The sequence below is a fragment of the Shewanella algicola genome (assembly GCF_014648035.1).
Lineage (GTDB): Bacteria > Pseudomonadota > Gammaproteobacteria > Enterobacterales > Shewanellaceae > Shewanella > Shewanella algicola.
This window is the reverse complement of the sequence record NZ_BMQI01000055.1, coordinates 1-23,693: the sequence shown is the minus strand read 5'-3', so window position 1 is coordinate 23,693 and position 23,693 is coordinate 1. Positions and strand designations below refer to the sequence as shown.

Annotated in this window: 19 protein-coding genes and 2 pseudogenes; 12 read left to right on the top strand and 9 right to left on the bottom strand. The window is 41.4% G+C overall.

The features are described from left to right. Window positions 1–35: 35 nt before the first annotated feature. Complete coding sequence (locus IEY42_RS18510; protein WP_188926773.1) at window positions 36–1,217, bottom strand: molecular chaperone DnaJ; 1,182 nt, start codon at window positions 1,215–1,217, stop codon at window positions 36–38. Between the two features lie 253 nt (window positions 1,218–1,470). Here IEY42_RS18510 and IEY42_RS18505 point away from each other — a divergent pair, with 253 nt between their 5' ends. Further along, window positions 1,471–1,863, top strand: coding sequence for a site-specific integrase (locus tag IEY42_RS18505; protein ID WP_188926772.1), 393 nt, complete (start codon window positions 1,471–1,473; stop codon window positions 1,861–1,863). A gap of 147 nt (window positions 1,864–2,010) precedes the next feature. Here the strand turns inward: IEY42_RS18505 and IEY42_RS18500 are convergent, their stop codons facing one another. From IEY42_RS18500 to IEY42_RS18485, 4 genes are all read right to left on the bottom strand, one after another. Next, the gene (locus IEY42_RS18500) at window positions 2,011–3,129 is read right to left on the bottom strand and encodes a hypothetical protein (protein ID WP_188926771.1); all 1,119 of its coding nucleotides are present in this window, start codon (window positions 3,127–3,129) and stop codon (window positions 2,011–2,013) included. Between the two features lie 10 nt (window positions 3,130–3,139). Beyond that, window positions 3,140–4,144, bottom strand: a complete 1,005-nt coding sequence (locus tag IEY42_RS18495) for a YecA family protein (RefSeq protein WP_188926770.1) — start codon at window positions 4,142–4,144, stop codon at window positions 3,140–3,142. A gap of 69 nt (window positions 4,145–4,213) precedes the next feature. Continuing rightward, the gene (locus tag IEY42_RS18490) at window positions 4,214–4,672 is read right to left on the bottom strand and encodes a helix-turn-helix transcriptional regulator (RefSeq protein WP_188926769.1); all 459 of its coding nucleotides are present in this window, start codon (window positions 4,670–4,672) and stop codon (window positions 4,214–4,216) included. Then, on the bottom strand, window positions 4,669–6,006 hold the full coding sequence (locus tag IEY42_RS18485; RefSeq protein ID WP_188926768.1) for a type II toxin-antitoxin system HipA family toxin: 1,338 nt from the start codon (window positions 6,004–6,006) through the stop codon (window positions 4,669–4,671). The genes IEY42_RS18490 and IEY42_RS18485 overlap by 4 nt, the downstream gene beginning before the upstream one ends. 476 nt (window positions 6,007–6,482) lie before the next feature. On the opposite strand from IEY42_RS18485, the pseudogene IEY42_RS18480 reads away from it, so the two are divergent. Next, window positions 6,483–6,956: pseudogene (locus tag IEY42_RS18480) on the top strand (IS66 family transposase); the annotation flags it as partial. 647 nt (window positions 6,957–7,603) lie between these two features. Here IEY42_RS18480 and IEY42_RS18475 read toward each other — a convergent pair. Further along, window positions 7,604–9,142 carry a Fic family protein gene (locus tag IEY42_RS18475; protein ID WP_188926767.1) on the bottom strand — a complete coding sequence of 513 codons (1,539 nt, stop codon included), beginning with the start codon at window positions 9,140–9,142 and terminating at the stop codon, window positions 7,604–7,606. Window positions 9,143–10,010: 868 nt separating this feature from the next. Between IEY42_RS18475 and IEY42_RS18470 the strand changes: the two genes are divergently transcribed. From IEY42_RS18470 to IEY42_RS22445, 7 genes are all read left to right on the top strand, one after another. Next, window positions 10,011–10,499: a hypothetical protein gene (locus IEY42_RS18470; RefSeq protein WP_188926766.1), complete on the top strand. Its 489-nt coding sequence runs from the start codon at window positions 10,011–10,013 to the stop codon at window positions 10,497–10,499. Beyond that, complete coding sequence (locus tag IEY42_RS18465; RefSeq protein WP_188926765.1) at window positions 10,489–12,087, top strand: site-specific integrase; 1,599 nt, start codon at window positions 10,489–10,491, stop codon at window positions 12,085–12,087. The genes IEY42_RS18470 and IEY42_RS18465 overlap by 11 nt, the downstream gene beginning before the upstream one ends. Window positions 12,088–12,178: 91 nt before the next feature. After that, entirely contained in the window at window positions 12,179–14,959 is a 2,781-nt protein-coding gene (locus IEY42_RS18460) for a site-specific integrase (protein WP_188926764.1), read from the top strand. 6 nt (window positions 14,960–14,965) lie between these two features. Continuing rightward, window positions 14,966–16,213, top strand: a complete 1,248-nt coding sequence (locus tag IEY42_RS18455; protein ID WP_188926763.1) for a hypothetical protein — start codon at window positions 14,966–14,968, stop codon at window positions 16,211–16,213. Window positions 16,214–16,577: 364 nt separating this feature from the next. Further along, entirely contained in the window at window positions 16,578–16,679 is a 102-nt protein-coding gene (locus tag IEY42_RS22615; protein ID WP_268244274.1) for an Arm DNA-binding domain-containing protein, read from the top strand. Window positions 16,680–16,713: 34 nt separating this feature from the next. Continuing rightward, entirely contained in the window at window positions 16,714–17,280 is a 567-nt protein-coding gene (locus IEY42_RS22450) for a tyrosine-type recombinase/integrase (protein WP_229780165.1), read from the top strand. 74 nt (window positions 17,281–17,354) lie between these two features. Further along, on the top strand, window positions 17,355–17,639 hold the full coding sequence (locus IEY42_RS22445) for a hypothetical protein (protein ID WP_229780162.1): 285 nt from the start codon (window positions 17,355–17,357) through the stop codon (window positions 17,637–17,639). Window positions 17,640–17,765: 126 nt separating this feature from the next. Here IEY42_RS22445 and IEY42_RS18445 read toward each other — a convergent pair whose 3' ends face one another. The 3 genes from IEY42_RS18445 to IEY42_RS18435 all read right to left on the bottom strand — a co-directional run bounded on the left by IEY42_RS18445 (window position 17,766) and on the right by IEY42_RS18435 (window position 20,732). After that, a complete protein-coding gene (locus IEY42_RS18445; protein WP_188926762.1) occupies window positions 17,766–18,947 on the bottom strand; it encodes a J domain-containing protein in 1,182 nt (393 codons plus the stop codon). Between the two features lie 233 nt (window positions 18,948–19,180). Next, window positions 19,181–20,413: a type II toxin-antitoxin system HipA family toxin gene (locus IEY42_RS18440; RefSeq protein ID WP_188741206.1), complete on the bottom strand. Its 1,233-nt coding sequence runs from the start codon at window positions 20,411–20,413 to the stop codon at window positions 19,181–19,183. Beyond that, window positions 20,406–20,732, bottom strand: coding sequence for a helix-turn-helix domain-containing protein (locus IEY42_RS18435; RefSeq protein ID WP_188926761.1), 327 nt, complete (start codon window positions 20,730–20,732; stop codon window positions 20,406–20,408). The genes IEY42_RS18440 and IEY42_RS18435 overlap by 8 nt, the downstream gene beginning before the upstream one ends. 549 nt (window positions 20,733–21,281) lie before the next feature. On the opposite strand from IEY42_RS18435, the gene abiEi reads away from it, so the two are divergent. The 3 genes and pseudogenes from abiEi to IEY42_RS18420 form a co-directional block, all read left to right on the top strand. Continuing rightward, window positions 21,282–21,818 carry a type IV toxin-antitoxin system AbiEi family antitoxin gene (gene abiEi, locus IEY42_RS18430; protein ID WP_188926760.1) on the top strand — a complete coding sequence of 179 codons (537 nt, stop codon included), beginning with the start codon at window positions 21,282–21,284 and terminating at the stop codon, window positions 21,816–21,818. Continuing rightward, the gene (locus tag IEY42_RS18425; protein ID WP_188926759.1) at window positions 21,808–22,728 is read left to right on the top strand and encodes a nucleotidyl transferase AbiEii/AbiGii toxin family protein; all 921 of its coding nucleotides are present in this window, start codon (window positions 21,808–21,810) and stop codon (window positions 22,726–22,728) included. Before abiEi ends, IEY42_RS18425 begins: the two co-directional genes overlap by 11 nt. A 226-nt stretch (window positions 22,729–22,954) precedes the next feature. Next, window positions 22,955–23,693, top strand: a pseudogene (locus tag IEY42_RS18420) (IS1595 family transposase); the annotation flags it as partial.

Here is a 23,693-nt window from a genome sequence, read left to right as displayed (position 1 = left end):
GATAACGCCAGCAATGACGTCTCGGCAAACTACATCTAATTTAGAAAGTCTTCGAAAACCCCAAAACCCATCATACTATTCAATTCCTGCTGATGGATCCGTTGACTTAACTGTTCACGCATGGCTTGCACCGTCGTGACGTTATTGATCTTAGCGTATAATGCTTCGGATTCAACGATCAGCAGATCGCCATACTGTTGCAACGTTTTTGCGCGCGACGCCTTTACGCCACCACCAAAACGACGCCAAATTTCTGATTTAATGTCGTTGCCATCCTGCATAAACTGATGCTCTTGGTTGAGTAATGCTATTTTTGAATATAACGCGGCTTCAACTCGCTTTATCATGTCCTCGTCAGCGATGAGTTTATATTCGGGCAAATGTTCCTGCGCCATCATGAGTAACGCGAGTGCATCTTTATCTTTTTTAGCCTGGGAAAGAAGCTGCATTAAGTCTTTCTTTAAGGCTTTTCGCTCAAGATCTTGCTCCTTATCAGGATGAAGTTGATTCGCGAGTTGTCGATACAGTTTCGTCATCGCTTTATCTTCAAATAACGCAGTGCTCATCGGTAATTCAGAGTCATCATTTTCGAATGAAAAGTCATCCCCCATGTCCCAGACTGCTTCATCCCACTCAAAATCATCTTCATGCTCATCTTGAGCTTCTGCGTTATTGTTTTGGCTGAGCATATCATGAATATACGCTTGAAAACGTTCAGGATGATGTATCATATCAATAAGCTCATCGTTGCTTAAAGGCAACCACTCACCGAACATGCCAAACAGATCTTCCCGTAGCACCTCAAGCTCTTCATCACTCACAGATTGCTTTGGCATCGTCGATTGAAAATCAATCAATAATGAAGTAAAAGACTCGCGTAAATCAGTTGTGCTAATGGGATTAAATGGGTTGGCCTCAAGTATAGTAAGCTCCTCTTCAATCCAAGCATAGAGTTCAACCCTTTGGTTACCCTTAATCGTTTTGCGTGGCACAAACGTGAGTAAATGTTGGATCCACTTTCCGGTTGCAGTACACACAACATGCTCTTTTGACTCAATTAGCGGTTTAAACTCTTCATAAAAACCATCTAATTTTGCGCGATAGCGTCGATTACGTGCTTGTTTTTTCTCGACGTCTTGCCACAATTTTTCAAGTTTTTGCGACTGTTTTTTGGATTGATGAAGAACAGTGTCATCGATAATGGTCATTAATGTCATGCAGAGTACCGTAGTGAAACTTATTTTATTTAATTAAGTGTATTATCAAGAATGATATCGTTTCATCAACCTTGACGCTAGATTCTTGGTGACTAATGTATAGGAAGCTGTGCTTGTTACCTACCCCATGATCATTGCCGAATGGACTGGAATGCGAAGTTGTGAGGTGCATGGATGAGAATGGGAACATATTGATTTTGAGCACCGATTGTTCCGTATTCGGCAAAACTGGGTCAACGAGGTGGTATGTGATGTGAAAACGCCGAAATCGGGTCGAGAACTGAAAGTGTGTAACACTGTGTATGATGCATTTAAACGGTTCAAAGCAGCCAATCGCTCAGGCAACAATTTTGTGTATACAGGGCCTTCTAGTACACCACGGCAAACCCACTATGTCAGTCGAACATTATGGTACCCGACATTGAAAAGTGAGGGGTTAAAAAAGCGACGCCCTTATGAAACGGGTCATACGGCTGCGGTATTACATATCGCAGCCCTTGAAAATCCACTCTACATATCACAGCGGCTGGGTCACAGTGATACACGGTTACTGTTTGACGTCTATGCCCCTTATGTCGTTAATGCGTCTCGCTATGATGTCAACGCTTTTGACCAACTCATGAGCTCAGAAGCCGTAGCGTCGTAAATGGGTGATCAACTGTTTTTTAAATTGCCCACTCACACTGAGTGAGCAATTGTGCCAGTTGGTACATGTGAATGTACAACCTTTCAGACAATCAATACTTAACAGTATTTTTGCTAACAGCATTTGACCAGCCTATAACTTTATTTTCTAGAGACAATCACTCAAACGCTTTAACAGTGCTTTACGACTATTATTGATCGCAATAAATCGCTTAAACCGTTGTTCAAAAGCGGTGATATCCCCTTTAAAATTATAGGCTTCGTTCAGCTGATGCAAATCGCGTGATGCCGCATCGTAACCACTGGCGCAAGTTCGATCCGCTTGCTCTTGTGCTTGCTGCCAGCAGCGCTCACGCTGATTGTAGATATCCGTCAACACTTTTTCTTTTTCCGCTTTTTCAATAGCTAATTTTATTGCGAGCGCTTCAGCTTGCTCTTGCTGTAATAGGCTTTGCGCTTGCTCGATAAAAGGGGAAATCACGTCGGGGGTTAACCAATACTGATATGTTTCGTCTTTGTTGGCAGATTCTTTTCGCATCATCGCTAAGGCTTGATGACGGGTTAGCTGACCTTGTTCAAAAAGCGTGCTTAATAACGTATCTTTCTCTACTTCTGTGAGATTGTTTAGCCACGCATCAAACTGAAGCGGGGCTTGTTTGGCTTGGTGACTTGGTTGTTCGTTCAGTACCAACGCAAGTGCTTTAACCCAAGCCAGAGGAATATCATATAGCGCCGCAAAAGCCTGTAATTCCTCACTAAGATGCTCAAAATCGAATTGAATTAAAGGTATTTCCTCAAGTTCATCATTACAATCTAACGCTTTGAGCCACATAAAGTACACAAGGCGCCAATTACCTTGGATTAATTCGCTGCGCAAACCAGTTAAATGTTGAAAAAAGACGTCAGCATGTTCATCGTCAAAATATTCATAATACTCTTCGAGGGAAAAAATCAGCAATTGCCATTCTTTACTTTCGTGTACATGAAACCCATCACTTGAAAAACCAAGTAACGCATCAGGAAGAGTTCCCGCTGGTAGCTTGATGTAAGCATCGATTGTGCCCCAATCGGCATAGTAAAAACCAATGTCGAAGTATTTTAACATCAGCTCAGTGGGTTCTGCCTTTAAGTCACTGTAGGTGTAATACACCTGAAAGGACGTAGCGCTGATCTCAGCGCGGCTTGAAACGGTTCTGAGTGATTGGCGTGCCTTAGCATCCAAGTACCCATCCAATCGCTCAAATTTATAATATTGATATTCGCTCACGATGACCTTGCTATGCGTTAATGGTGAATTGAAAGGTGTGTTTTAACAAAGGCTGTACCTGAACCACTCTGGCGACGGGTTCAGCGTTTAAATAACGTCTTGGGTCAATGGTCACAAATCCCCAAAACTGTAAAAATCGCTTAATAAACCGTGATTCAATGAGTATGCTTAAACTTCTTTCTGGCGAGAAGTCATCTTCCGTAGGGAAAGACTGTAGTAAATCGGGGAAAGCCGTCATAACCTCTTCAACCAGCAGATCCACACTGTTGTGGCTTTGAATACGCCACAACATGAACAACCAAAAGGGTCGCAAGTCGATATCGAACTCAAAACCATCCAAAAACCCCCAGTTATATTTGCTGACTGCGGCTGCTAACATAGGTTTAAAAAATGCTTGTATACCTTCGGTCTGATACTGTTTTTGCGCTGATTTTTTCACATGGTAGCGGCCGCTGCGTCGATAAATAATACCGCTAACTTCTGCAAGCACTCGGGTGTAGTGCAACGCATTGAATTTATCTTCGTTACTGCCCGCAAATTCGCTGATGCTAATGTTTGTTGGGAACTGAGTAACGGCAAACTCAGGTAATAACTCACAGGCTTGTTTGACCAACTTAGCCGGTAAGTTGCCTTTACTGGTGGCTTTGAATGATCCATCTTGTGCCATAGCCTCATCAAGAATGAGGGTTAAATAACGTATCACAGGGCTGGCTGAAAGGATGTCTGGCGTGCTGATTGTCACCCACTGTAATTCATCGAAAGGCGCATAAAGCCAATTGGCCATTTGCGTTGGTGTCACACCACAAAAATCGGGATGAGGTTGATTATTGCGATCCTGGACTTTGTGCTGTAAAGCAGCATTGAGTTCATCAAGGGTCACATTTGGCTTCATTGCCTGCATGACTTCAACATCATCGAAGACCTGGGCATGTTGCTTGGAAACGCTGCTCATACAACAACGTTTAAATTTTTTCCCACTACCACAATGGCAAGGGTCGTTTCGGCCGAGCTTCATTGTTGTCCCTTATTGTTGTTGAAAAAGCGCGGCATTTTATTGTTTGCGCTGATCCAGTCTCATTTTTCATCATAAAAGCCAAGTGACGCCAGTAGAGATCGGCACAATCCCCACCTTAAGGCCAAAGGGCTTAAACAATCGATTTAGAATATCTGTCTTATAGCTACCACGGTCATTCTCAACGTCAGAAAGAGTCTTACGAGACACTTTAACCAAGTTTGCATACTGGTCTTGTGTGAGCCCTAACACCTCGACTCGCAGCGTTTTAAGCGCTTGTCCTTGGGTTAGCTCACCATGTAAAAGCCTTTGTGTAATGGCATGAATCGCACGCTTTCGCTCGACCGTGCTAATGCCGCCGGATTGCTTAGAGGCTCGTTTAGCACCTTGCTTTGTTTGAGCCTCTAGAATGTTTTGAGATTGATGACGCTGCGGCACTTCAGTAGCAACCTCACTCCGTTGCTGTCGATTCGCTCTAAGACGGGCAATGGTTTCTTTAGCCGTTTCCGTAGTAGATGATTTATCACTCATACCAACCCCCAACGAATTAACTTGTCTTCAATATAAGTAAAGCCAATTGCAGGCATGTCGATGATCCGCTCAGGCACACCACGCGCAATTAACCGTTGCTTCAAGTCGAGACATTGCTGGGCCGTGAGCTTTAACGCTGCCATCAGCTCCTGAGCAGGCACCAGATCAGCGAGTGTGTCAGCAATGCCCTGAAAGTCATACTCTCCCCCGACTTCGAGCAGCGCTTCCCATTTTGTGGTTCTGGCCACCCCTTCAGGGTCAGCTTTCATCGGTGCAAAGTCATAGATAGGCGCCAGCTTTATCCAACCATCGTCTTTAAGAAACGCTGTATTACGGCCATGATTATCACTATTACCAAATATGATATTGAGTAAGTCTCGCCGCACCCACTCAAGCACAAACGCGCGTACGTCAAACTGATAGCCTTGTTCTAAGACCATATAGCTGTGAGTAATTTTATCGATCAGTGTTCTTAAGGTTTGCTCGTGATCTAGGGTAACGCCCGCACCTTTGCCAAGTATCGAATAAACCGACTCCATTGCATAACGTTGTTGGCCTAACTGATTGTAATAGACATCAAAACGCGGCAGCCACAGTGAGGGATAGGAATGCCCTTCTTCGAGCCGCATGTTTGCAGTCGAGATCGTCTCAAAGCCCATCTCTGTTAGCTCGTGATAATAGTGGTATTCAGCGCGCAGAATATCGCAATCAACTGGTGACCGAGAGCCTCTCGGATATTTGACCAAATAATGAAGGTCTCGGTTTTGTGACTCATCCTGATAACTATCAATCCAGATCTTTTGTTCATCGTCGCAACGTAATAACAGCTTGGGCGCTTCGCCACCAGCTCCCGTTGCGCCACCAGCTGCCGCCCCTCGATATTGCGCATAATCTAAGAAGTCAGATGCTCTATTTTTGACGTCGCCAACGGTGAACGTCAGCTTATCAGCAATAGCGGAGCGCTCCGGCAACGACTCCTTGACTCGCAAATGACCTACTGGCGCAATCGTGCCATATTTCAGCAATACAAAATTTTGCTCATCTACACTCAGATCAGCGATATCAAGGTACTTAAGCCAATAGCGTCGGCTTGCACCGCTAGGCATAATGTCGTCAAGAAAGTACAGCCATATCGGCTCATCAAAAAATAAGCTAACGGGATGGTTTATAGAGACAGCATGAATGTCGTCTTTATCTAGCTCAGCCAAAACATAATCTTGCTCGTAATCTAACGAGGTAAGCCGATAATTACCTTGTTCGCTCTTAGGAAAAGAGAGCTGTGCAACACTTCTCCATTGGCCATTGGTGAAAGCCTGAATGGTCAAATGTTCCATAAGAGCTCCTAAACACTTAATGAGTACCTTAACACCCATTAAGTCATAAAAAACCCATTAATGAGTATATATTTACTCACATACTACTATCGGTATAGAAAATATACAAAGCTTTTTATGGGCAAAAAACGGCATTCACTAAGCAATTAGGCTAAAAGCTCATGGGGAATCACGCTCACCGAACCCCGCTATCACCTCACGGCGCATTACCATCGCGTAAGTTCATCTGATACCAGCCAGAGGTCGGCTGGTTAACTCGTCACCTTCATAGCCACTTTACCTATATAAACAATTTCAATATCACTTTACCCGCTATAACCGTTAAAGTAATATTTACACGCTGTAGACGTTAAATATGTGATGAAATACTAACGCGTGTTGCCATAAATGAGACTGACCAGAAAATATGAATGAATAAAAAAGAAATACCAAGGGGGAGTTTGCCCATAAGAATATCAGCTTACATACCAATCAAAGTGGTATTGAGCCTTATCCAAAAACTGTACGGCGTTGAGTCACGCGTTAAAGATAAAAGTGCGGATGATAAATACACGACAAGACAACAAGCAAGTGTGCCAATACTGAACAAGCTCAAAGCATGGCTTGAGCAAAACCAACCGAATTTAGTAGGTAATACCAAACTGATAGAGGCGGCTAATTACCTGGCTAATCAATGGGGCAAGCTCATTCGTTATGTTGATGATGGACGACTCAGCATCGATAACAATAGAGCTGAGCGCGCGGTAAAACCCTTTGTGATAGGCCGAAAGAATTGGTTATTTAGCCAAACGGCTAGCGGTGCACATGCCAGCGCAACACTTTACAACATTGTGGAAACCGCAAAGGTAAATGGTCTAATCCCATTTGATTACATCATGGCTTGCCTTAATGAACTGTGCCAACCAGCACCAGATATCGACAGCCTCTTACCATGGAATTTTAAAAAGTAGGTGTAGTTGCCCAGACGCTTACCTTGCGAGAGGTTAATGTTCAGTAATATTTTTGACGTGGTAGATAAAGCGATTTTTCTCAAAAAAGCTCAGATCTGTGTATTGGTGTCAGAGATATTTTGACTGCATGCCAGATCTCGAATGCTGCCGAGCATAAGTTAGCCTGAAGCGAATTGAACAAATTATGGAATGTAAAACCTGATACAGGACTGGGAAATGAACTAGATAATTTAGTTGACATTGTTTGCCAGTATGAAGAGCAATTATTGAGCTAGAGGTGAGGACACCAGATCTGGCACTTAGCTCTCTTTAACTCCCCCTTTGGCATGCACTCGCTTCTCATAAGCTTTTCTGTATTTGTTCAGTTATATCATTCATATTTGATACGCCTTGATATATCACAAATCAACTAATATATATCAAACCACATCAAGAAAGGCGAAGTGACTCAACATTGATATGTTAAAATACATCATCAACTCACCAATCGTTTTTTCGACTCAAAGAACAACTTAATTGACGTCTAACCTTACACTCAGCAGATACTCTTCACAAGGGAACCCCAATCAGCAAAAGCGTGGATTATTAATAAAGATGTCAACATACATTTTGTCGTTGTCATATTTAAGGGCTTTTTCTTCCAACACCTAAGCAGGCATTATGCCTTTTATAAACTCAGCAAACGGCGCAACATTACTCTCTATCGAGGCACTCTCCAGCGCATCAAGGTACGTGGTACGCCCAGTCACAGGAATAATTGTCCAGTTATAACCTCCGAGCAAGAACATAAAGTTCATCAAAAACCTGCTCGTTCTACCATTTCCATCTGGGAATGGATGTATGTAGCCTAAGAAGAAATGCCCCAATACCGCTTTTACAGCAAAATTCGGTTCGTTGACAATAAGATCTTTCAAAGCCCCCATGCAATCCATAAGCAGTTCACTCTGCGGCGGCATATGTCTCGACGTCCTGATTATGATCGGTCCCTTTCGGTAACCGGCCAAATCACGCTCATTAATGAGCCCTGCTGTCACGCATGGTCTGAATAACGACGTGTATATTTGCGTAATACTGACATCTACAAGGTAGGCTAGATCTAAATCGTCTGCGCCTTCATCATATGCTTCCTCAATAAGACCTCGTAATGCTTGAAAAGCCTCGTAGTAGCCTCTTGCTGCTAGGGCATCTTTTTGTTGTTTGTCGGCTACGATATGCTTTGTATCCCACTCTCCATTCACTACCCGATTAATCAGCTCTTCGGTAACAACATATCCTTCGATAGAAAGAGAGTGATATGCATCCGAGACGTACACCATATCCACTGAATCCAGTAGTTTATCAAGCGGGCTTTGAAAGAAGTCTGAAACTGCAGTGTCAGCAAATACCTGTTCAACATCGCCGCGGAGTTTTTGCCAAAGCAACCTAACTCGTATAGCTGCAGCGGATTCTTGGCGCTTACTCCCAATCTTAACGACTGGTACCTCGAATGGGTTTTCAGCTTTAAGTGGCCCCAAACCGACTGCATTAATTATATTTGTAAGATTGCGTGAGTCGGCCTTTCTGCCGATTTCTAAGTAAGCTCCAATCAAACGATTTGCTGATTGAATATTCTTAGTTACCAGCAAACTACTGGCCACTGCATTAACGTCAGATTTACCCAATGCGATTTGTACGGCCAGAGGGTTTGAGCGATAAATGGTTGGCGCCAGCCCTGCTAATGCAAACTCCAAAGAAAGAACGTTCACACCATTAAACTCAATAGTTTCAGGCGGCTTATCTGACTTCTTGATCACCATCAGGCTCATATTATTTGGTAAGAGAATGTGCTTTGTCGCCCCCTCACAAGTAAACACTACGAGCTGCTTTGGCAGAGAGTTACTTGCCGTGTGTATATCAATTGATGCCTCTGGATTTAACCAATAATCATCACCATAAGACTCTTTTAAGTATTGGCCAATGAACTGCCAAATTGACTGATACCAGAGAGCTGATCCTCCAGCTTTATCCACGGACACATCTGCGTCAAACAGGTACCACCCACGAACGATCTGTTTTAGATATCCTTGACTGACTAAAAGGGTCCGTGTAGTGGGTTTGAGGTTACTACTATTAACTATGTTTCCAGCTCTTATTGCCGCAGCTTCTCTAAGAGCCTCAGCTAATTTTTCATTACCGGTCTTTGCCATAACAGATCCCTTGACTTGGGTATATGCGTTAGTTAATCGAAATAAATTACTTTCACTTACGAAAGTATATCACTTGCTTTTATGATCTCAAACTACTTCTACTTACGCATAAATATTAGTTTCTTTTACAAATTAAATTACTTCCGATTACGTAGATATATTACCTTCAGTTACGAAGATATAATGCTTTCATTTTCGATTTCTAGTATCTTTCTATACACTAATAAATTTAAGTATCTGATATAATTAAAGAGCTACATTTTATATTGAATCTTCACGTATGCTTAATTCTACTGTGTCTAATTTAATGCGTGGTGAAATGAATTACCCCACGACTTCGCTTTGCTCTGAACACGGGGTTTCCTCGACAGATTAGATAAATGAGGTTATGGCCCCAAACTGGCAGCAAATTAATGAAAAATTTAAAGCCGAGTTTCATGGAATGACTTTTGAGGTCGTTGAGCTAGAGGATTTGGTTGCTGTAAGACGTCAGCATTACCACTGACAAAAATGTTTAAACGACACAATTCTATTCAATGATGCTATCAATTTACTCGCCACGACAAACTCAATAATAATCGACAGGTACATCTACTCCAATTTAAATTCATCATTCCAAAAAAATGTCTTTCTTCAAGATGTAAAGTATAAACCGCTTAAACCGTTTGGTTCATAATAAAATAACAACATTTTTGTTGTTTAAATTACTAAATAGTAAAGGGTTTATTAATAATAATTAACATTATATCTATTGCAATCACCAGAAATAACTGTACAAATAGACAGTACTAAAGAAATATAAAATTAATTTCGATGAGCGTCATTTGATATGCGCATAACTATGACTAATATTATTCTGGTTAAAAATATGGCAAAAACTAAAAAAATACAGCTAAATTCGCTTCAATGGCGACCGCATCCAGAACTCATTACGTTATTCTCAGAAGAGAGGTTGAAGCTGTCAACAATGCCAAATATTCAGTTTCTTTCTATTGAGCAACTTCAGTGCTTACTCGATACCTGTCCAATCCCCGTCATGAAGTCATCAAAGCAAAATGAGTACTATTTATTAGCAACAATGCCAATCTTAAGTGTGCTACTTGACCACCCTGAATATCATAAACTCACAGCATCAATCGTTATTTACAACAAACCAGAGCCAATACTAACCACCCTAGCCTTTATTCGACCCGCTTTGTTTTATCCAGAGTACAAACGACTTCCAGAAACTCTGCATTGTCGACTCAATAAAGCAAAATCAATGGGCTTAACCGTACCGACTAAAAAACAACTGAGTCAATTGAGTCACACTTCTCCCTCGGCAATTCGAAGAGTAAAAGATAAAGATGAACTCTGAAGCTATAAAATCCAAAATTAGACACAATAATAGTGGTGCTCCTTTCCCTAATGCTCGTTATTGTGCGCTTAAGCTATTAGCTGCAATTATCCGATTGAAAAAAACTTATCGACCATCGCCAAGTGAAACGGTCACTCAGTTTGATCGGGCACTTTTTAACTTCTTGTACTTATGGTTAACAGGCTCACTTGCATCATGCAAATCAATCGATGACATTCCAGATATCAGGATCGTAAGTGGTAGCCAGCCTTGTCAACCTCACAACCTAAGGAGTATTAGAGAAAAATCCCCCTCGTGGATTGAATATGCTTTGCCGGTGCCTACCAAGCATGGCGTTAACTGGCAATGGCAACCTATTCCAAACGGGCTAAACCATTGGTTTTCTCATGCCATAACCAAAACAAAGCATGCTGAAAAGTGCTGGGTAATGAATACCACTGAAAAAACACGGTTCTTACGCTTTATCACATCAAAATGGCGGACGCCTACAATATTGAAAGGAAAATATCTTGCACGAAAGAATGTGCTATTTAACCATTTTCATAAAATGGCGCAAGTTGATCCAAACCTGACAACACCAGCAAAAGCAGTCATTCTAGGGATCGATGAACTGCAACACGTTAGTGCCTTCAACTATCAAAGGCGTGACAGTGAACAAATAAGATACGATATTTTTAGAGCTCAAACACAGTATTTAGACCGGCTTAGCCAAACCATAAATGAACCAGAATTAATTGCATTATTGAGTGTGCCCAAACCGACATCGACGACAAATACACAGTTAATTCGCCACCAGACAAATCCGCAATCTTACTTATGTATTCCAGGACGGATCCCTTCACTTCATTATGATGTGTCGACAGCTTTGCGAACATATATCCAAACTCCTCCAATTTTTGTGGGTTCTTTGCGACAGATAAAAGTAGATTCTGTACGTCGATTTTTTCACCAAATCCACGTTCATGCGAAGAAGCTTGATAGTAGTATGCATACACAAGAAACCTTACGTGAACTGCACAATTTTCGAGTTTTTGAATTAGCGTTATTGTTCATAGCGTTAACGAGTACACGTCCAACACACCAAATCACATTTTTGAAAGAGTATTGTTTCGACCGACGCCATGCCATCGTCTTTGATAAAGGTCGCTATCGCTCAATATGGCTATGTGATTATTTTCGTAACGCATTATTACGCTATAATTTTTTACAAAAAAACTTAAGCCGTCACTCATCAACGTCACTTGATTCGCCTTATATGTGGTTTTTAATTGATGAAAATATGGCCATAAAACCATTATCAGCAAAAGTATTACGCCAATTTATGGCTAAATGGTGGGCTAAATCCAACCCAGGGGAAATAGCGGTTCCCTACCAATTACGTCACTTCTTTGCTCAACACGCATTAACATCGACCTCCCCCACACTCACCTCGCAAGATATAGACCGACTGATGGGACATGCTAACTGGGGAGAGCAACTGGGTAGCGATACGCTATATCCCATCACAAATAGCAAGCTTCATCACTTCCTGAATAATATTCCTGATTTTTTAAGCTTAAAAAAGATAGAAGGAAATTATCATGGCTAAAAGAGGGATAACGGCTGACAGCGTTTTCGAGTACCGTGAAGATCAGGGCTTAACTTGTGAAAAGCAAGAACACATTCAATGGGTTTGCAATATGCTTAACTCATTAAACATTAGCGAACGAGCATTATCTCAACAGCAGCTTATCCACATTAATCAAAACATAAGAAGTATTCCTACCGGTCGCCAAAGAGCGCTGTCAACAGCACTTAATCAAGTATTACTTTACTTAAAAGACATATGTGATTGGCAATTGCCTGAATCAAAAGAACCCGTTTTTCGTGATGAATCCATGATGTGGTTGTTAGGTATATTGAAAAAAAATCAATGTGCAAGTCAGTGTTTTAGCCATTATGAACAACAGCGTGAAACCTTTATGAATAAGCGATGGCATAACATGGGTTGGATATTGCTCGTGCTGAATTTCGAAGTTGCCCCACTACACCTATCATATTGGCAAAAAATACTATCAGACCCCTCTTCAATCGAATTTTTTGAAGGACAATTTACCTTAAAGGTACCCCATTACAAACCTATCGCCGCATTCTCAAATGACGACATTGCCAGCTTTACCCGTTATGCGTTGCCTTCTTTTCCTTTGAAAGTGTTGCAAGATTTTTACCAGCTCAATTCTGTAAACAACTTAACCATAAAATCATTACTGAATGCCATTAATGACTGGGTAAACTTCGAGCCCTATTACTTCTCTCCAATGGATCCCGCTGAGTGGTTGCGGACATTTCAATCTTTGTGGCATCATCATTATGTTATACCACCGGCATTATTACGTGATCTAAGTGATCCTATGCGCCATGTGGCGACGCTTAGCAATCCCAAGCAATCCCCTATTGATGTTAAAAAGGAAAAGGCATTATACCAAGCACCATTGCAGCAGGCATGCAATCTAAAAGCGCATACCCCTAAAACAACTCGCACCACCTATTGGCCCCATAAAGCGCTCATAAAATATTATCTAAAAGGGTCAAAGGTGCAACGCGTTAAACCCGCTACTCCTGAGTGGGATCTAGAAAATGTACTCCCAAAACTATTCTTCCACTTTACAGAAGAATTATTTACAGAAGGAGGCGTTAAACAAAAAAATCTGCAACCAAGAAGTATCGAACGCTATACGAATTTTTATCATAACTTAAGCCCATTAAGCTTTAATGATGCGAGTGAACCGGAAAAACTTCACCAATGGGCACATAGAGAGTTCGAACGCTTAGAGGAACAAACTACGCCTTGGCATTTATATAACTTCCTTCGAAGTGTTTCGCATCAAGAACTGACCGACCATTTGGATTTAAGCCTATTTGAGCGCCCAGAACTTCCCTCTTTAGTTGACTCGTTTCGTCTGGACGTTTCTCAAGTAAATCGTGCTGTAACAAGATTGCTTTCATCACCTAACGGTAATGCTATGCAGCGACTATTTGCCAGCGTTGCAGTTCTCCTTGGGTATTATGGTGCGATGCGACGAGGTGAAATATTAAGGCTGCGCCTTGGTGACATTAGAGTGAGCGCTCAAAATAAGCAGCTTTTCGATATCGTCATAACACATACACCAGAGGGGCGCACAAAAAATGGTAAAACGAGAGTCGTCAGTGCGTTGATGCCGGCTTCAGCAGCCAAGCTAATTCGAATATTACTCAAAATAAAATCGGGCAGTTGTGACAGTAAGCCGCTACTGGGCTTTGAAGATGAATCGATTCATGTTCGCGCAAGTCAGTATCTCTATCCTGCGACTCAAGCACTCAAAATGCTATTTGGATCTAAAGTACGCTTTCATCATTTACGACACAGCGGAGCCGAATTACTTTACTTACAAGGACTACATCTCGTTTATCAGCGACGAGAATGTCACCTCGAAGATATTCTTCAAGATGAAGCGACATTGGCAATGTTAACTCATGAAAGCTGTATACAACGATTTGATTTTTGGTTGGAAGGGCGCCCATTTCCCCAACTGAATACGGGGTTATTATTTGACATTATTTCAGGACAGTTAGGCCACGCTAATTATGCTACAACTCGGCGCAACTATATACATGGTATGGAGAAAATTGTTCCGGTACTGAAACCAGCTTGTCGACAATACTCTCGAGCAAAGCTTCGCTATTTACTTGATTTACCCGTCGGCTCAAATGATATATCACGCATTTTAAACATACTGTCTTCTGAGTATTCATCATTATCGGACAAGGACAAAAAACAATTTCAACCGATATTGAGTGAAAGCCAAGTGTTACAAAAATTAAAACGAAGTCAGTTTCCCTTTAAAAATAACACTTTACCCATTGAAAAAATGCTTTCTCTTAATGATGATTTTGCATCACTGTGGATAAGCTCAATGCCTGTTGACTACTTCAATAAGCAAACACCCACATTCCATTACTTTTGCCAGGCTCTTTTCACATCATTGAATAAAGGCGACCTAGACTTTAATACCGTCAATGCGCAATGGCACCATCTTGCATTTAGTTTTACCGCTAAAGAGCGTACAGCGATAAACACACTCGGCAAACCAGAAGTCATTATCCATAAACCAAAAGCATCAAGCGTCGAAACACTTAATCTTCAGTTCCAATGCCAATGCAATCAAAAAGTATTAGATGCATTTATGACTCTTTGCCATGTAGGTTCTTTTAAGCATTACAAAGCCAATTTCGTACTTCAACAAAATAGAAAAAGCCTTAAAAGTAATAAATTGAATATGGTTAAAACGCAATTTATGCGAAAAGGAGATAGCGTCAACAAGCAGAAAATTCAAACCGGTAATACCCAGCTAATTGTCACTTTAGAAACCCAAATACCATCGAAAAAACTAAAACCAATACTTGATGGTTTTTTTACCCACTTAACAACAAAATTAGGATGAATCTATATGTCGAAAATCATTTTTAAGCCGGAACATCATCAGCCCATCAGTCACCTACTTGAGATGGTAAACAAGTCAGATACCGAAGCGCGTATATCTTTTGTTATCGACGAAATGACATGCAAAATTATTGGCGGTATGGGGGATAACCTTCAAATAGTCAGCCTAGAGACTGAGAAAAAATGGGGGCTTAAGAATGGGGAGTGGAGCATTTCGGCAAGTAGTCTGAAGCAATATTGGAACAATCAAAAGGAGCTGATTAAATCAAAAACAGATTTTTACATCGAAGTTAACTACAAGAAGAAAAGCACATATCCCTTTGTTGATACATTAACAGAACACGAGTCTCGGCTCTATTTTCAAGCTAAATCAGCAATAGCTGAACACATTGCTTTTTTATTGCTAGCAGAGCAATCAAAGCAACATACATTATCAACATCCAAAGCAAAGGACATCATCAAAGCAGCTGAAACTCACACACCATTTGATACCTTTGAAATCAATAAAGAGCGAGCACAAATTCGTATCGAGCGCGACAACGAAATCATTCCCTATGCCATACCAGAATCATTAAAGCCAGAATTCAACTTGCTGCTAAATAAAGATAGCGTTTCACAGCTCAGTATTCTCTGCGATTCCACTAGCGCTGAAACCGTTTCAATTTACATTGATGATGAACGGGCAATATTTAGTGATGGTAGCAGAGTTATTTCAAGCTCATTACTGTCATTACGCGATTATGCTAACAAGAAAGAAATGTCATTTACTGTTGAGCAAAAGCTTGTTGTCAGTATCTATACTTTCAAAGAGGAAATCGATAATTACCGCGATATAGCGTTAATCAAACAAGCAAATGAGGCGCTGCTATATATCGATAATCATTGCGTTATGTTCGCAGGCCTCACTGACGAAACTGGTGGTAATCGGTTTTTATCAGCGGAGCATATAGGGGAAACTCAACCGACAGTATACCGGATTGACTTAAGTAAACTGTCAAAGGTAAAAGTGAAGGACATCACCACTGCAACCCAAATTAAAATCCAAATGTTGCTTGGTAATGATGGCAAGCGAAAACTCGGCTTTTACAGTGACCGAGATACGAATCAACCATATCAAAGCGTATATGATATTGAGCTTGCACCTGAAAAAATGAATCAGGTACTCGACGCTAAAGAAGAACTGGAGAAGAAAATCAAAGAGAATGGCGGAGAAAAAGAGAAGCAAGGCGATTTATTGGGGTTTGATGATGTTTAAACTAGCCACCGGCACACGAACATAACATACCAACAATTTTGCTCTGGAAAATGGTCAATGTAAAAAGTTGAGCGTTTGATAACAAAATACTGGACAAATACACAGTACTGGGTATATAACTGGAACTGGTTAACTAATAAGCTAAAACATCAGCCTATTGGGAGACACAATGAGGTAATTGACTTGCGCGTTTTGTGAGTTGAGTTACCCTTAAATAGCAGTTGGGAGAGAGTGGCGGCAACCACTCTCCCCCGTACCGGCTGCTCAGACTATTAACCCAAGCCCAGCCGATGGCTAAATTCTAACGAATTCCATTGGTAAGGGACAGATCTATTTACCGATCTGAGCTCAATGGAGGCCTTTCATGGTCCATATTCGCATTCGCCCCAATGGGCGTATTCAGTTCGACTTTCATCTTTATGGCTGCCGCTTTCGTGAAGGCACCCAATTGATGGCTACCCCCTAAAAACCTCGCTAATGCTAAAGCCACACTCAAGCAAATGAATGCTGAAATTGACTTAGGCACCTTTCAGTACCGAGACCACTTCCCTAAAAGTAAAAAAGTAGCCCAGTTTGAACAACTGCAACGCGCGGCTCACCCCGACCGCCAATACCCCTTTTTTGATGACTTTGCGAATCAATGGTTCGAACGTAAAAGAGCCACCTGGAAAAACAGCTATCGAGATTCGGTGCGCAGTGCATTGGATAAATACCTTATCCCCCACTTCGGCAACACATTAGTCAACGAACTATCGCTGTCACAGGTGGATTACTTTCGTCAGGACTTAAGTGAAGGGGTAAAAAAAGACGGTTCTCGTTTATTGTCTAATCGGCGAATTAACTTCATCCTCTGGCCTTTGGTTGCCATTATCAGCTTAGCGGCAGAAGAGTATAAGTTTGAGTATCCACTGAGACGTTATAAGGCCTTCAAAGAAGAAAAAGCCGAGTCTAACCCTATGGCCATCGACGAGGTGCGTAAGTTTCTTGCATGCGCCCCTATAAAATGGAAAGACTATTTTATCATTCGACTCTGGACCGGTTGCGCAGTTGTGAGGTGCATGGCCTAGAATAGGAACATATCGACTTTAACCATCGCTTAATTTGAATTCGTCAAAACTGGGTCAATGGTGAATTGTGTGATGTGAAAACACCAAAATCACGCCGCGAATTAAAAATGTGCGACACCTTTTTTAATGCGTTTAAACATATTCAAGCAGTAAAACCTAAACACTCAAACTTTGTGTTTGTGTCTCCCACGGATCTCCCTCCATCAACTCACTTTGTCAGCCGCAAACGAAAACCCCTTGTACATCTCTCAAATGCTTGGGCACACAACACGCGATTACTGTTTGATGTCTACGCACCTTATGTGGCCAATGCGTCACGCCTTGATGGCACATTAATGAAAAGCGAGGGGCTGGGATAACAACCTTGAACACTATAGACCCTTTAACTAGGTCTAAAGTGGTTTGGATTAAGACCTCATAGTAATAGATCAAGTGAGCATGCCAAACGCTGATAACGTCAGCAATGGCATCTCGACCAGCAAAATCTAATCCAGAAAATCTTCAAACATCTCAAAACCCATCATATCGTTCAACTGTCGCTGATGGGCCCGTTGACTTAACTGTTTACGTAAAGCCTGTACCGTAGTCAGACTATTAATCTTAGCGTATAACGCTTCAGATTCAACAATCAACAATGCACCATATTGTTCCAACGTTTTTGCACGCGATGCCTTAGATCCACCACCAAAACGACGCCAAATTTCTGATTTAATGTCGTTACCATGCTGCATAAATTGATGCTCTTGATTCAGTAATGCAATTTTTGAATGCAATGCGCCCTCAATTCGCTTTAGCATGTCATCATCTGCGGTGAGTTTATATTCGGGTAGATGTTCTTGTGCCATCATCAGTAATGAGAGCGCATCTTTATCTTTTTTAGCCTGCGAAAGCAGCTGCATTAAGTCTTTCTTTAAGGCTTTTTTCTCTGGATCTTGCTCTTTATCAGGATGAAGTTGATTGGCGAGTTGTCGATACAATTTCGTCATTGCCCTATCTTCAAATAATGATGAGTCCATCGGTAATTCAGACTCATCATTTCCAAATGAAAAGTCATCATTCATGTCCCAATCAGGTCCATCCCACTCAAAATCATCTTCATATTCATTTTCTGAATCAGAATGAATATCTTGGCTCATCATGTCTTGCATATACGCTTGAAAACGTTCAGGTTGATGAATCATATCAATTAGCTCTTCGTCGCTTAATGGCAAGTACTGACCAAACATGGCAAACAGATCTTCTCGAAGCGCCTCAAGTTCATCAACACTAACATCTAGCTTTGGCATGCTCGACTGATAATCAATCAATAATGACGTAAAATGCTCACGCAGCTCAGTCGTACTAATTGGATTAAACGGATTTGCCTCAAGTATGGTTAATTCCTCTTGAATCCAATGATAAAGCGTTTCCCTTTGGTTACCTTTAATCGTTTTACGTGGCACAAACGTCAACAAATGCCGGATCCACGTTGCGGTCGCTTTGCAAACAACGTGTTCTTTTGACTCAATGAGCGGTTTAAACTCTTCATAAAAATCATCTAACTTAGCTTGATAGCGTTGATTACGCGTTTGTTTTTTTTCGACGTCTTGCCACAATTTTTCAAGTTTTTGCGACTTTTTTTTGGATTGATGAAGAGCTGTGTCATCGATAATGGTCATTAATGTCATGCAGAGTACCCAAGTGAAACTTATGTTTATTTAATTAAATGTATTAACAATAATGATATCGTTTCATCAACCTTCACGCTAGATTTTTGCGACTAAATGGATGTAACAACCACGTACAGGGCACAGTAATTGTCACCGCCCTAGCAGCGTAGCGCCCTATTCTTAATATCTAGAAACTCGCAGGCTCGCCAGAGGGTCGAGAGTCTAGCAGTGACGAAGTCACGCCCTCACACCTAGAAGCGTAGCGGTATGCTTAGTAGGTGTCTCTCGATTGCTTCAATCATCGACTTGGTAAGTGGTAAATGCGCTTTTTCTCTCGCCCATACCTCATGAAAGCCTGTTACGGTTTGCTTGGCGGTATCTAACACCAATTTTTCTGGCAGCATGGCCTTAGCGGCTAAGTGTGATAACTCATCCAACGTGAAATCGCTGAATTTTTTGCTACGGCTAACCTTGAGCGACGCACTATCATCAGGGATATAGGGAATGGTTGAGACAAAGTCATAAGCAGGTGCAATCGATGCGGTGCGTTTGTCTTTATAAATCACAGACCAATTCTTCAAATGCATATCGGCATTGCCAATTAACGTATTGAACACTAACCTACGCGTAAATTCTGCGATGTCCTCATCTTGACCTTCGATACCAATAACCTGAGCAATATTCCGCATACTGGCTTTTTTGTATTTATCTTGAGGATAGACACCAAAAACTTGTGCAAAGTCCTCAATATGTACAGCTTGACCATCAACACGGTCAAAGCGTTTTATCGCAAAGGCCTGAGCATTTTTAAAAGAATTGCCATATTTGCCGACGCCTTCAGGAATATTGGCAATCTGGTCAATAGAAAGTAGCTGAGTCTCTGGCACCTCCATTCCCAACATTCGAGCCAATTCCATCATCGAATATTCATTTTCTGGCACAGCCTCAAATCGAGACGACGGCAATTTCACAATCCAAGAGCCACCTTTACCCGTAGCAGGAATGGTCAAACCGCCGTTTACTTGTTGTAAGGCTGAAAACTTCAACTGCACACCCGCCAATGAAAAACGCATTGGCGCTTCAACTTTCGTATCATCTTCAATGTCTTGATGCACATTAGGTGGCAGCGCTTCACCATCGGCCGCTTCAACTGTGATCGCACCGGCTAAATCCTGCCCTAGCACCCACAGTAGAAAAAATTCCCGCGCAGGGTTCACACCGGCACGCTCTGCAAGGTAATGGCGCATGGTTTCTTCTGGCAAAAGATTAGAGAAAAACGGGGTTAACTTGGTTTGGGTCGGTTTGAAATGGGTCAGTAAGCCACCTAGCGGATCTTTAAAACCAAGCCCTAACACGGGCCGTGAACCATCATTAATGTATGGATCCATAAAGGCAAATAGCGTTCTGTCATTGCCCACATTAGTGATCGTTGCGATGGGTTCACCATAGAGCAAAACGTTTAACGTAGAGACATTATTAGTCATCGTCGTATTCCTCTAACTGGTATGCTGGCGACATTGGCTCACTTTCATCACTAAGACCGTTATTATGAGTCGCGTTACTACTTCGAATGATCGACTTAATTGCAGGAACAGTCTTTCTAGGTGCGACAAATAACTCTAGGTCGAGTAAGCGGGCAAGTGCGATCAAACTGGACATTCTTAAATCAACGTCACCAGACTCAATTTTCGATATATGGCTTTGCGGTACACCCGAACGAGCGCTCAGCTCTCTTTGGCTAAACCCCTTACGTATCCGAGCGTCTCGAAGGCTCCCTAATATCTGCTCTGTTACATAGTTCATTTCAATATATCTTAATGTATCACTAAAGAAAAATTATATATAAAAACATATCACTCTCACCAAAAGAACACAAGAACGATTAGTTATTGCACATCAACAAAGGTATAGCGATATATTATTATAGATAAAACATAACGCGCTCACTTGCTGTAAACAGGTGGCCAATGGACAGTATTAGAATAGCTTACAAAATACCTCGTTTTTAAGGATCGAGTCTTTAGTCACATTCGCTCGGTGTGATCCCGCTTCATCAGGACCACACCATCACCCGTTGAAGCATGGTTCTGATACAAAACCAAGACAGGCCAACATAGCTTTGCTATGTACGCTATCCATCTCCCACCAAACGCTCCTTAACTACGGTTGGAGAATTTCGCTAATTCCGTTAAACACAAAATAAACTGACTAAGTCTATTTAGTAATAGCTCTGGAATCAAGTTAACAAAAATGACACTTTTTAGCGTCATTTTTGTTAACTTGCACCATACCGAGATTAAGTCTACACTTATAACATGTTTAAGTGTCATTTATGTTAACTAGAGGCGTATTGTGAAAAAGGCTGAGGCAATTAAAAAGCTCATAGAATATGACAAGCGTGGCCGCTGTGTTTTTACTAGTTCAGATCTGGCCAAAATCTTTCATCAAGATAATGAGCGTGCATTGCGGGCGGGAATTAAACGTTTGCAAGGCGATGGTTTACTCACTCGAATCATTAATGGTGTGTACTTATACAATTTAGCGCAGTCGAAAGGGATCAATACGTTGGAGCAAATTGCTAAAACTATTCGACGTGGAGAATATAACTACATTAGCTTGGAATCTGCACTTTCTGATTTTGGTGTTATTTCGCAAATTCCAGTAGATCGGTTAACTGTTATGACAACGGGACGTTCCGGTGAATTCAAAACACCTTTAGGTACAATTGAATTTACGCATACGAAACGAGACCCGATGGACATTCTAGATAATACCCGTTTAGTTGGTAGACCACTTAGGTTAGCGACAAAACAAACTGCATACAGAGACCTAAAACGAGTTGGCCGAAATACACATTTAGTAAGCAAGGAAGGACTATATGGGAATTAATCAAGAAAATTTCGCGCAATTGGTGAATAAAGCAATGCAGGTTGAACATGTATCTCACATGCGATCTGTGATAGAGAAAGAGCTTTTACATTACGGCATTTTATTTGCGTTAGAGAAAGGTGGGCTTCTAGACAAACTGACCTTTCAAGGTGGCACTTCGTTACGACTGTGTTATGGGGGCAATCGTTTTAGCGAAGATCTGGACTTCGCTGGCGGGAAAGATTTCAGCTCAGCAATGTTAGCAGACATGAAATATTGTATAGAAAAGTACATTGGCGAGCGGTACGGGCTTGAAGTGACGGTAAAAGAGCCAAAGGAGCTAAAGCAAGATCCTAAATATGCGGAATTGAGCATTGATAAGTGGCAAATAGCAGTCGTGACTTCTCCTGAGAGAAAAGACCTACCAAAACAGAAGATTAAAGTAGAAGTGGCAAATATTCCAGTCTATACGAAAGAACCTCAACCTCTTCAAATAAACTATGATTTTTTGCCTGATGGATATAGTGATACGTTAATTTTGACGGAGAGCTTGGATGAAGTCATGGCGGACAAGATCATTTCTTTACCTGCCACTACGAGATATGTCCGTCATCGAGATATATGGGATTTAGCGTGGTTACAGCAGCAAGGCGCGACACTCAATATGGACTTAGTGAAAAACAAGGTGTCAGATTATAAACTTGAGCAATTCGACAAAATGTTGGAAAACTTTCTCGAACGACTTCCTGATATAGTGTCTAGTGAAGCGTTTATTGCAGAAATGAAACGTTTCTTACCAACAGATGTATTTGCTAGAACCCTAGCTCAGGATAAATTTCAAGTCTACTTGCGAAATACGTTGACGAAACTGTTCAAAACTGTGAGTAACGAATTACTAGGCAAAGTCACTACTACTGAATTTAGAATGTAAAAAGTGGATGAGCAAACTGGATTTTCAATAAAAATATCTTTTTACTCAAGAAGACTATCAAACATTAAAGGCCCCAGAGGTTCTTGAACGAGTGCTCGATGCAATCTCGCTTGCTTTAGCTGCGAGTCAAGTCGAGCGATGTTGACTTTACTATTCATTTCATCATCATGATACTGTACATAATTAAGGGCTATCCATTTAGCGCCACCAGTGTCAATATGTAGTGATGAAAACTTCATCGTATTTATTAAAAGCAGGTGTAGATTACCCTACAAGTTGGGCCGAATTTGTTGATTGGTTTCATGATGAACAATCCTGCATTAGCTACCTTTACAAACTTCGTTGGCCAAACGGATTCATTTGCCCAAGCTGTTCAAGCCATCAATCACCTTATCAGTTAAGTAATGGCAAGTTAAAATGTCATGCTTGCCGTTCTCAGTGTTCAGTAACATCAAGTACACTTTTTGTACAAAACAAGAACCCCCATGAAAAGTTGGTTTGCAGCCGTCTGGTTTATTACAAATCAAAAAAATGGGGTCAGCGCTCTTGGAGTTCAAAGGTTATTAGGTCTTGGGAGTTATCAAACCGCTTGGTCATTAATGCACAAGTTAAGACATGCCATGGTTGATCCTGAAAGGGATAAACTGTCCGGCATTGTAGAGGTTGACGAAACACTAATAGGTGGCGTCGTTCCCCTATCATCTATTAAAAATCAACAGGGTAAGCGTAAGGCTGTAGTTTTGGTCGCTGTTGAGCTGCTATCACCCTCTGGATTTGGCCGGATACGTTTAAGGCAAGTGGAAAGTGCAACCAAAGAACATATCCATCAATTCATTCAAGATGTAATTGAACCTGGTAGTACAATTTGTAGTGATGGCTCTCAAGCATACAAACAAATAGATAAGAAAGGATATAAGCATAACCGAATAGTGCATTTAGGTTCATCTGTACCTGCACATGAAACA

Coding starts and splice junctions, on each gene's coding strand:
- IEY42_RS18435 (WP_188926761.1), bottom strand. CDS start 20,732: ATGAACTATGTAACAGAGCAGATATTAGGGAGCCTTCGAGACGCTCGG.
- IEY42_RS18510 (WP_188926773.1), bottom strand. CDS start 1,217: ATGACATTAATGACCATTATCGATGACACTGTTCTTCATCAATCCAAA.
- IEY42_RS18490 (WP_188926769.1), bottom strand. CDS start 4,672: ATGAGTGATAAATCATCTACTACGGAAACGGCTAAAGAAACCATTGCC.
- IEY42_RS18465 (WP_188926765.1), top strand. CDS start 10,489: ATGAACTCTGAAGCTATAAAATCCAAAATTAGACACAATAATAGTGGT.
- IEY42_RS18495 (WP_188926770.1), bottom strand. CDS start 4,144: ATGAAGCTCGGCCGAAACGACCCTTGCCATTGTGGTAGTGGGAAAAAA.
- IEY42_RS18445 (WP_188926762.1), bottom strand. CDS start 18,947: ATGACATTAATGACCATTATCGATGACACAGCTCTTCATCAATCCAAA.
- IEY42_RS22615 (WP_268244274.1), top strand. CDS start 16,578: ATGGTCCATATTCGCATTCGCCCCAATGGGCGTATTCAGTTCGACTTT.
- IEY42_RS18485 (WP_188926768.1), bottom strand. CDS start 6,006: ATGGAACATTTGACCATTCAGGCTTTCACCAATGGCCAATGGAGAAGT.
- IEY42_RS18440 (WP_188741206.1), bottom strand. CDS start 20,413: ATGACTAATAATGTCTCTACGTTAAACGTTTTGCTCTATGGTGAACCC.
- IEY42_RS18460 (WP_188926764.1), top strand. CDS start 12,179: ATGCTTAACTCATTAAACATTAGCGAACGAGCATTATCTCAACAGCAG.
- IEY42_RS18455 (WP_188926763.1), top strand. CDS start 14,966: ATGTCGAAAATCATTTTTAAGCCGGAACATCATCAGCCCATCAGTCAC.
- IEY42_RS22450 (WP_229780165.1), top strand. CDS start 16,714: ATGAATGCTGAAATTGACTTAGGCACCTTTCAGTACCGAGACCACTTC.
- IEY42_RS18475 (WP_188926767.1), bottom strand. CDS start 9,142: ATGGCAAAGACCGGTAATGAAAAATTAGCTGAGGCTCTTAGAGAAGCT.
- IEY42_RS18470 (WP_188926766.1), top strand. CDS start 10,011: ATGGCAAAAACTAAAAAAATACAGCTAAATTCGCTTCAATGGCGACCG.
- IEY42_RS18425 (WP_188926759.1), top strand. CDS start 21,808: ATGGGAATTAATCAAGAAAATTTCGCGCAATTGGTGAATAAAGCAATG.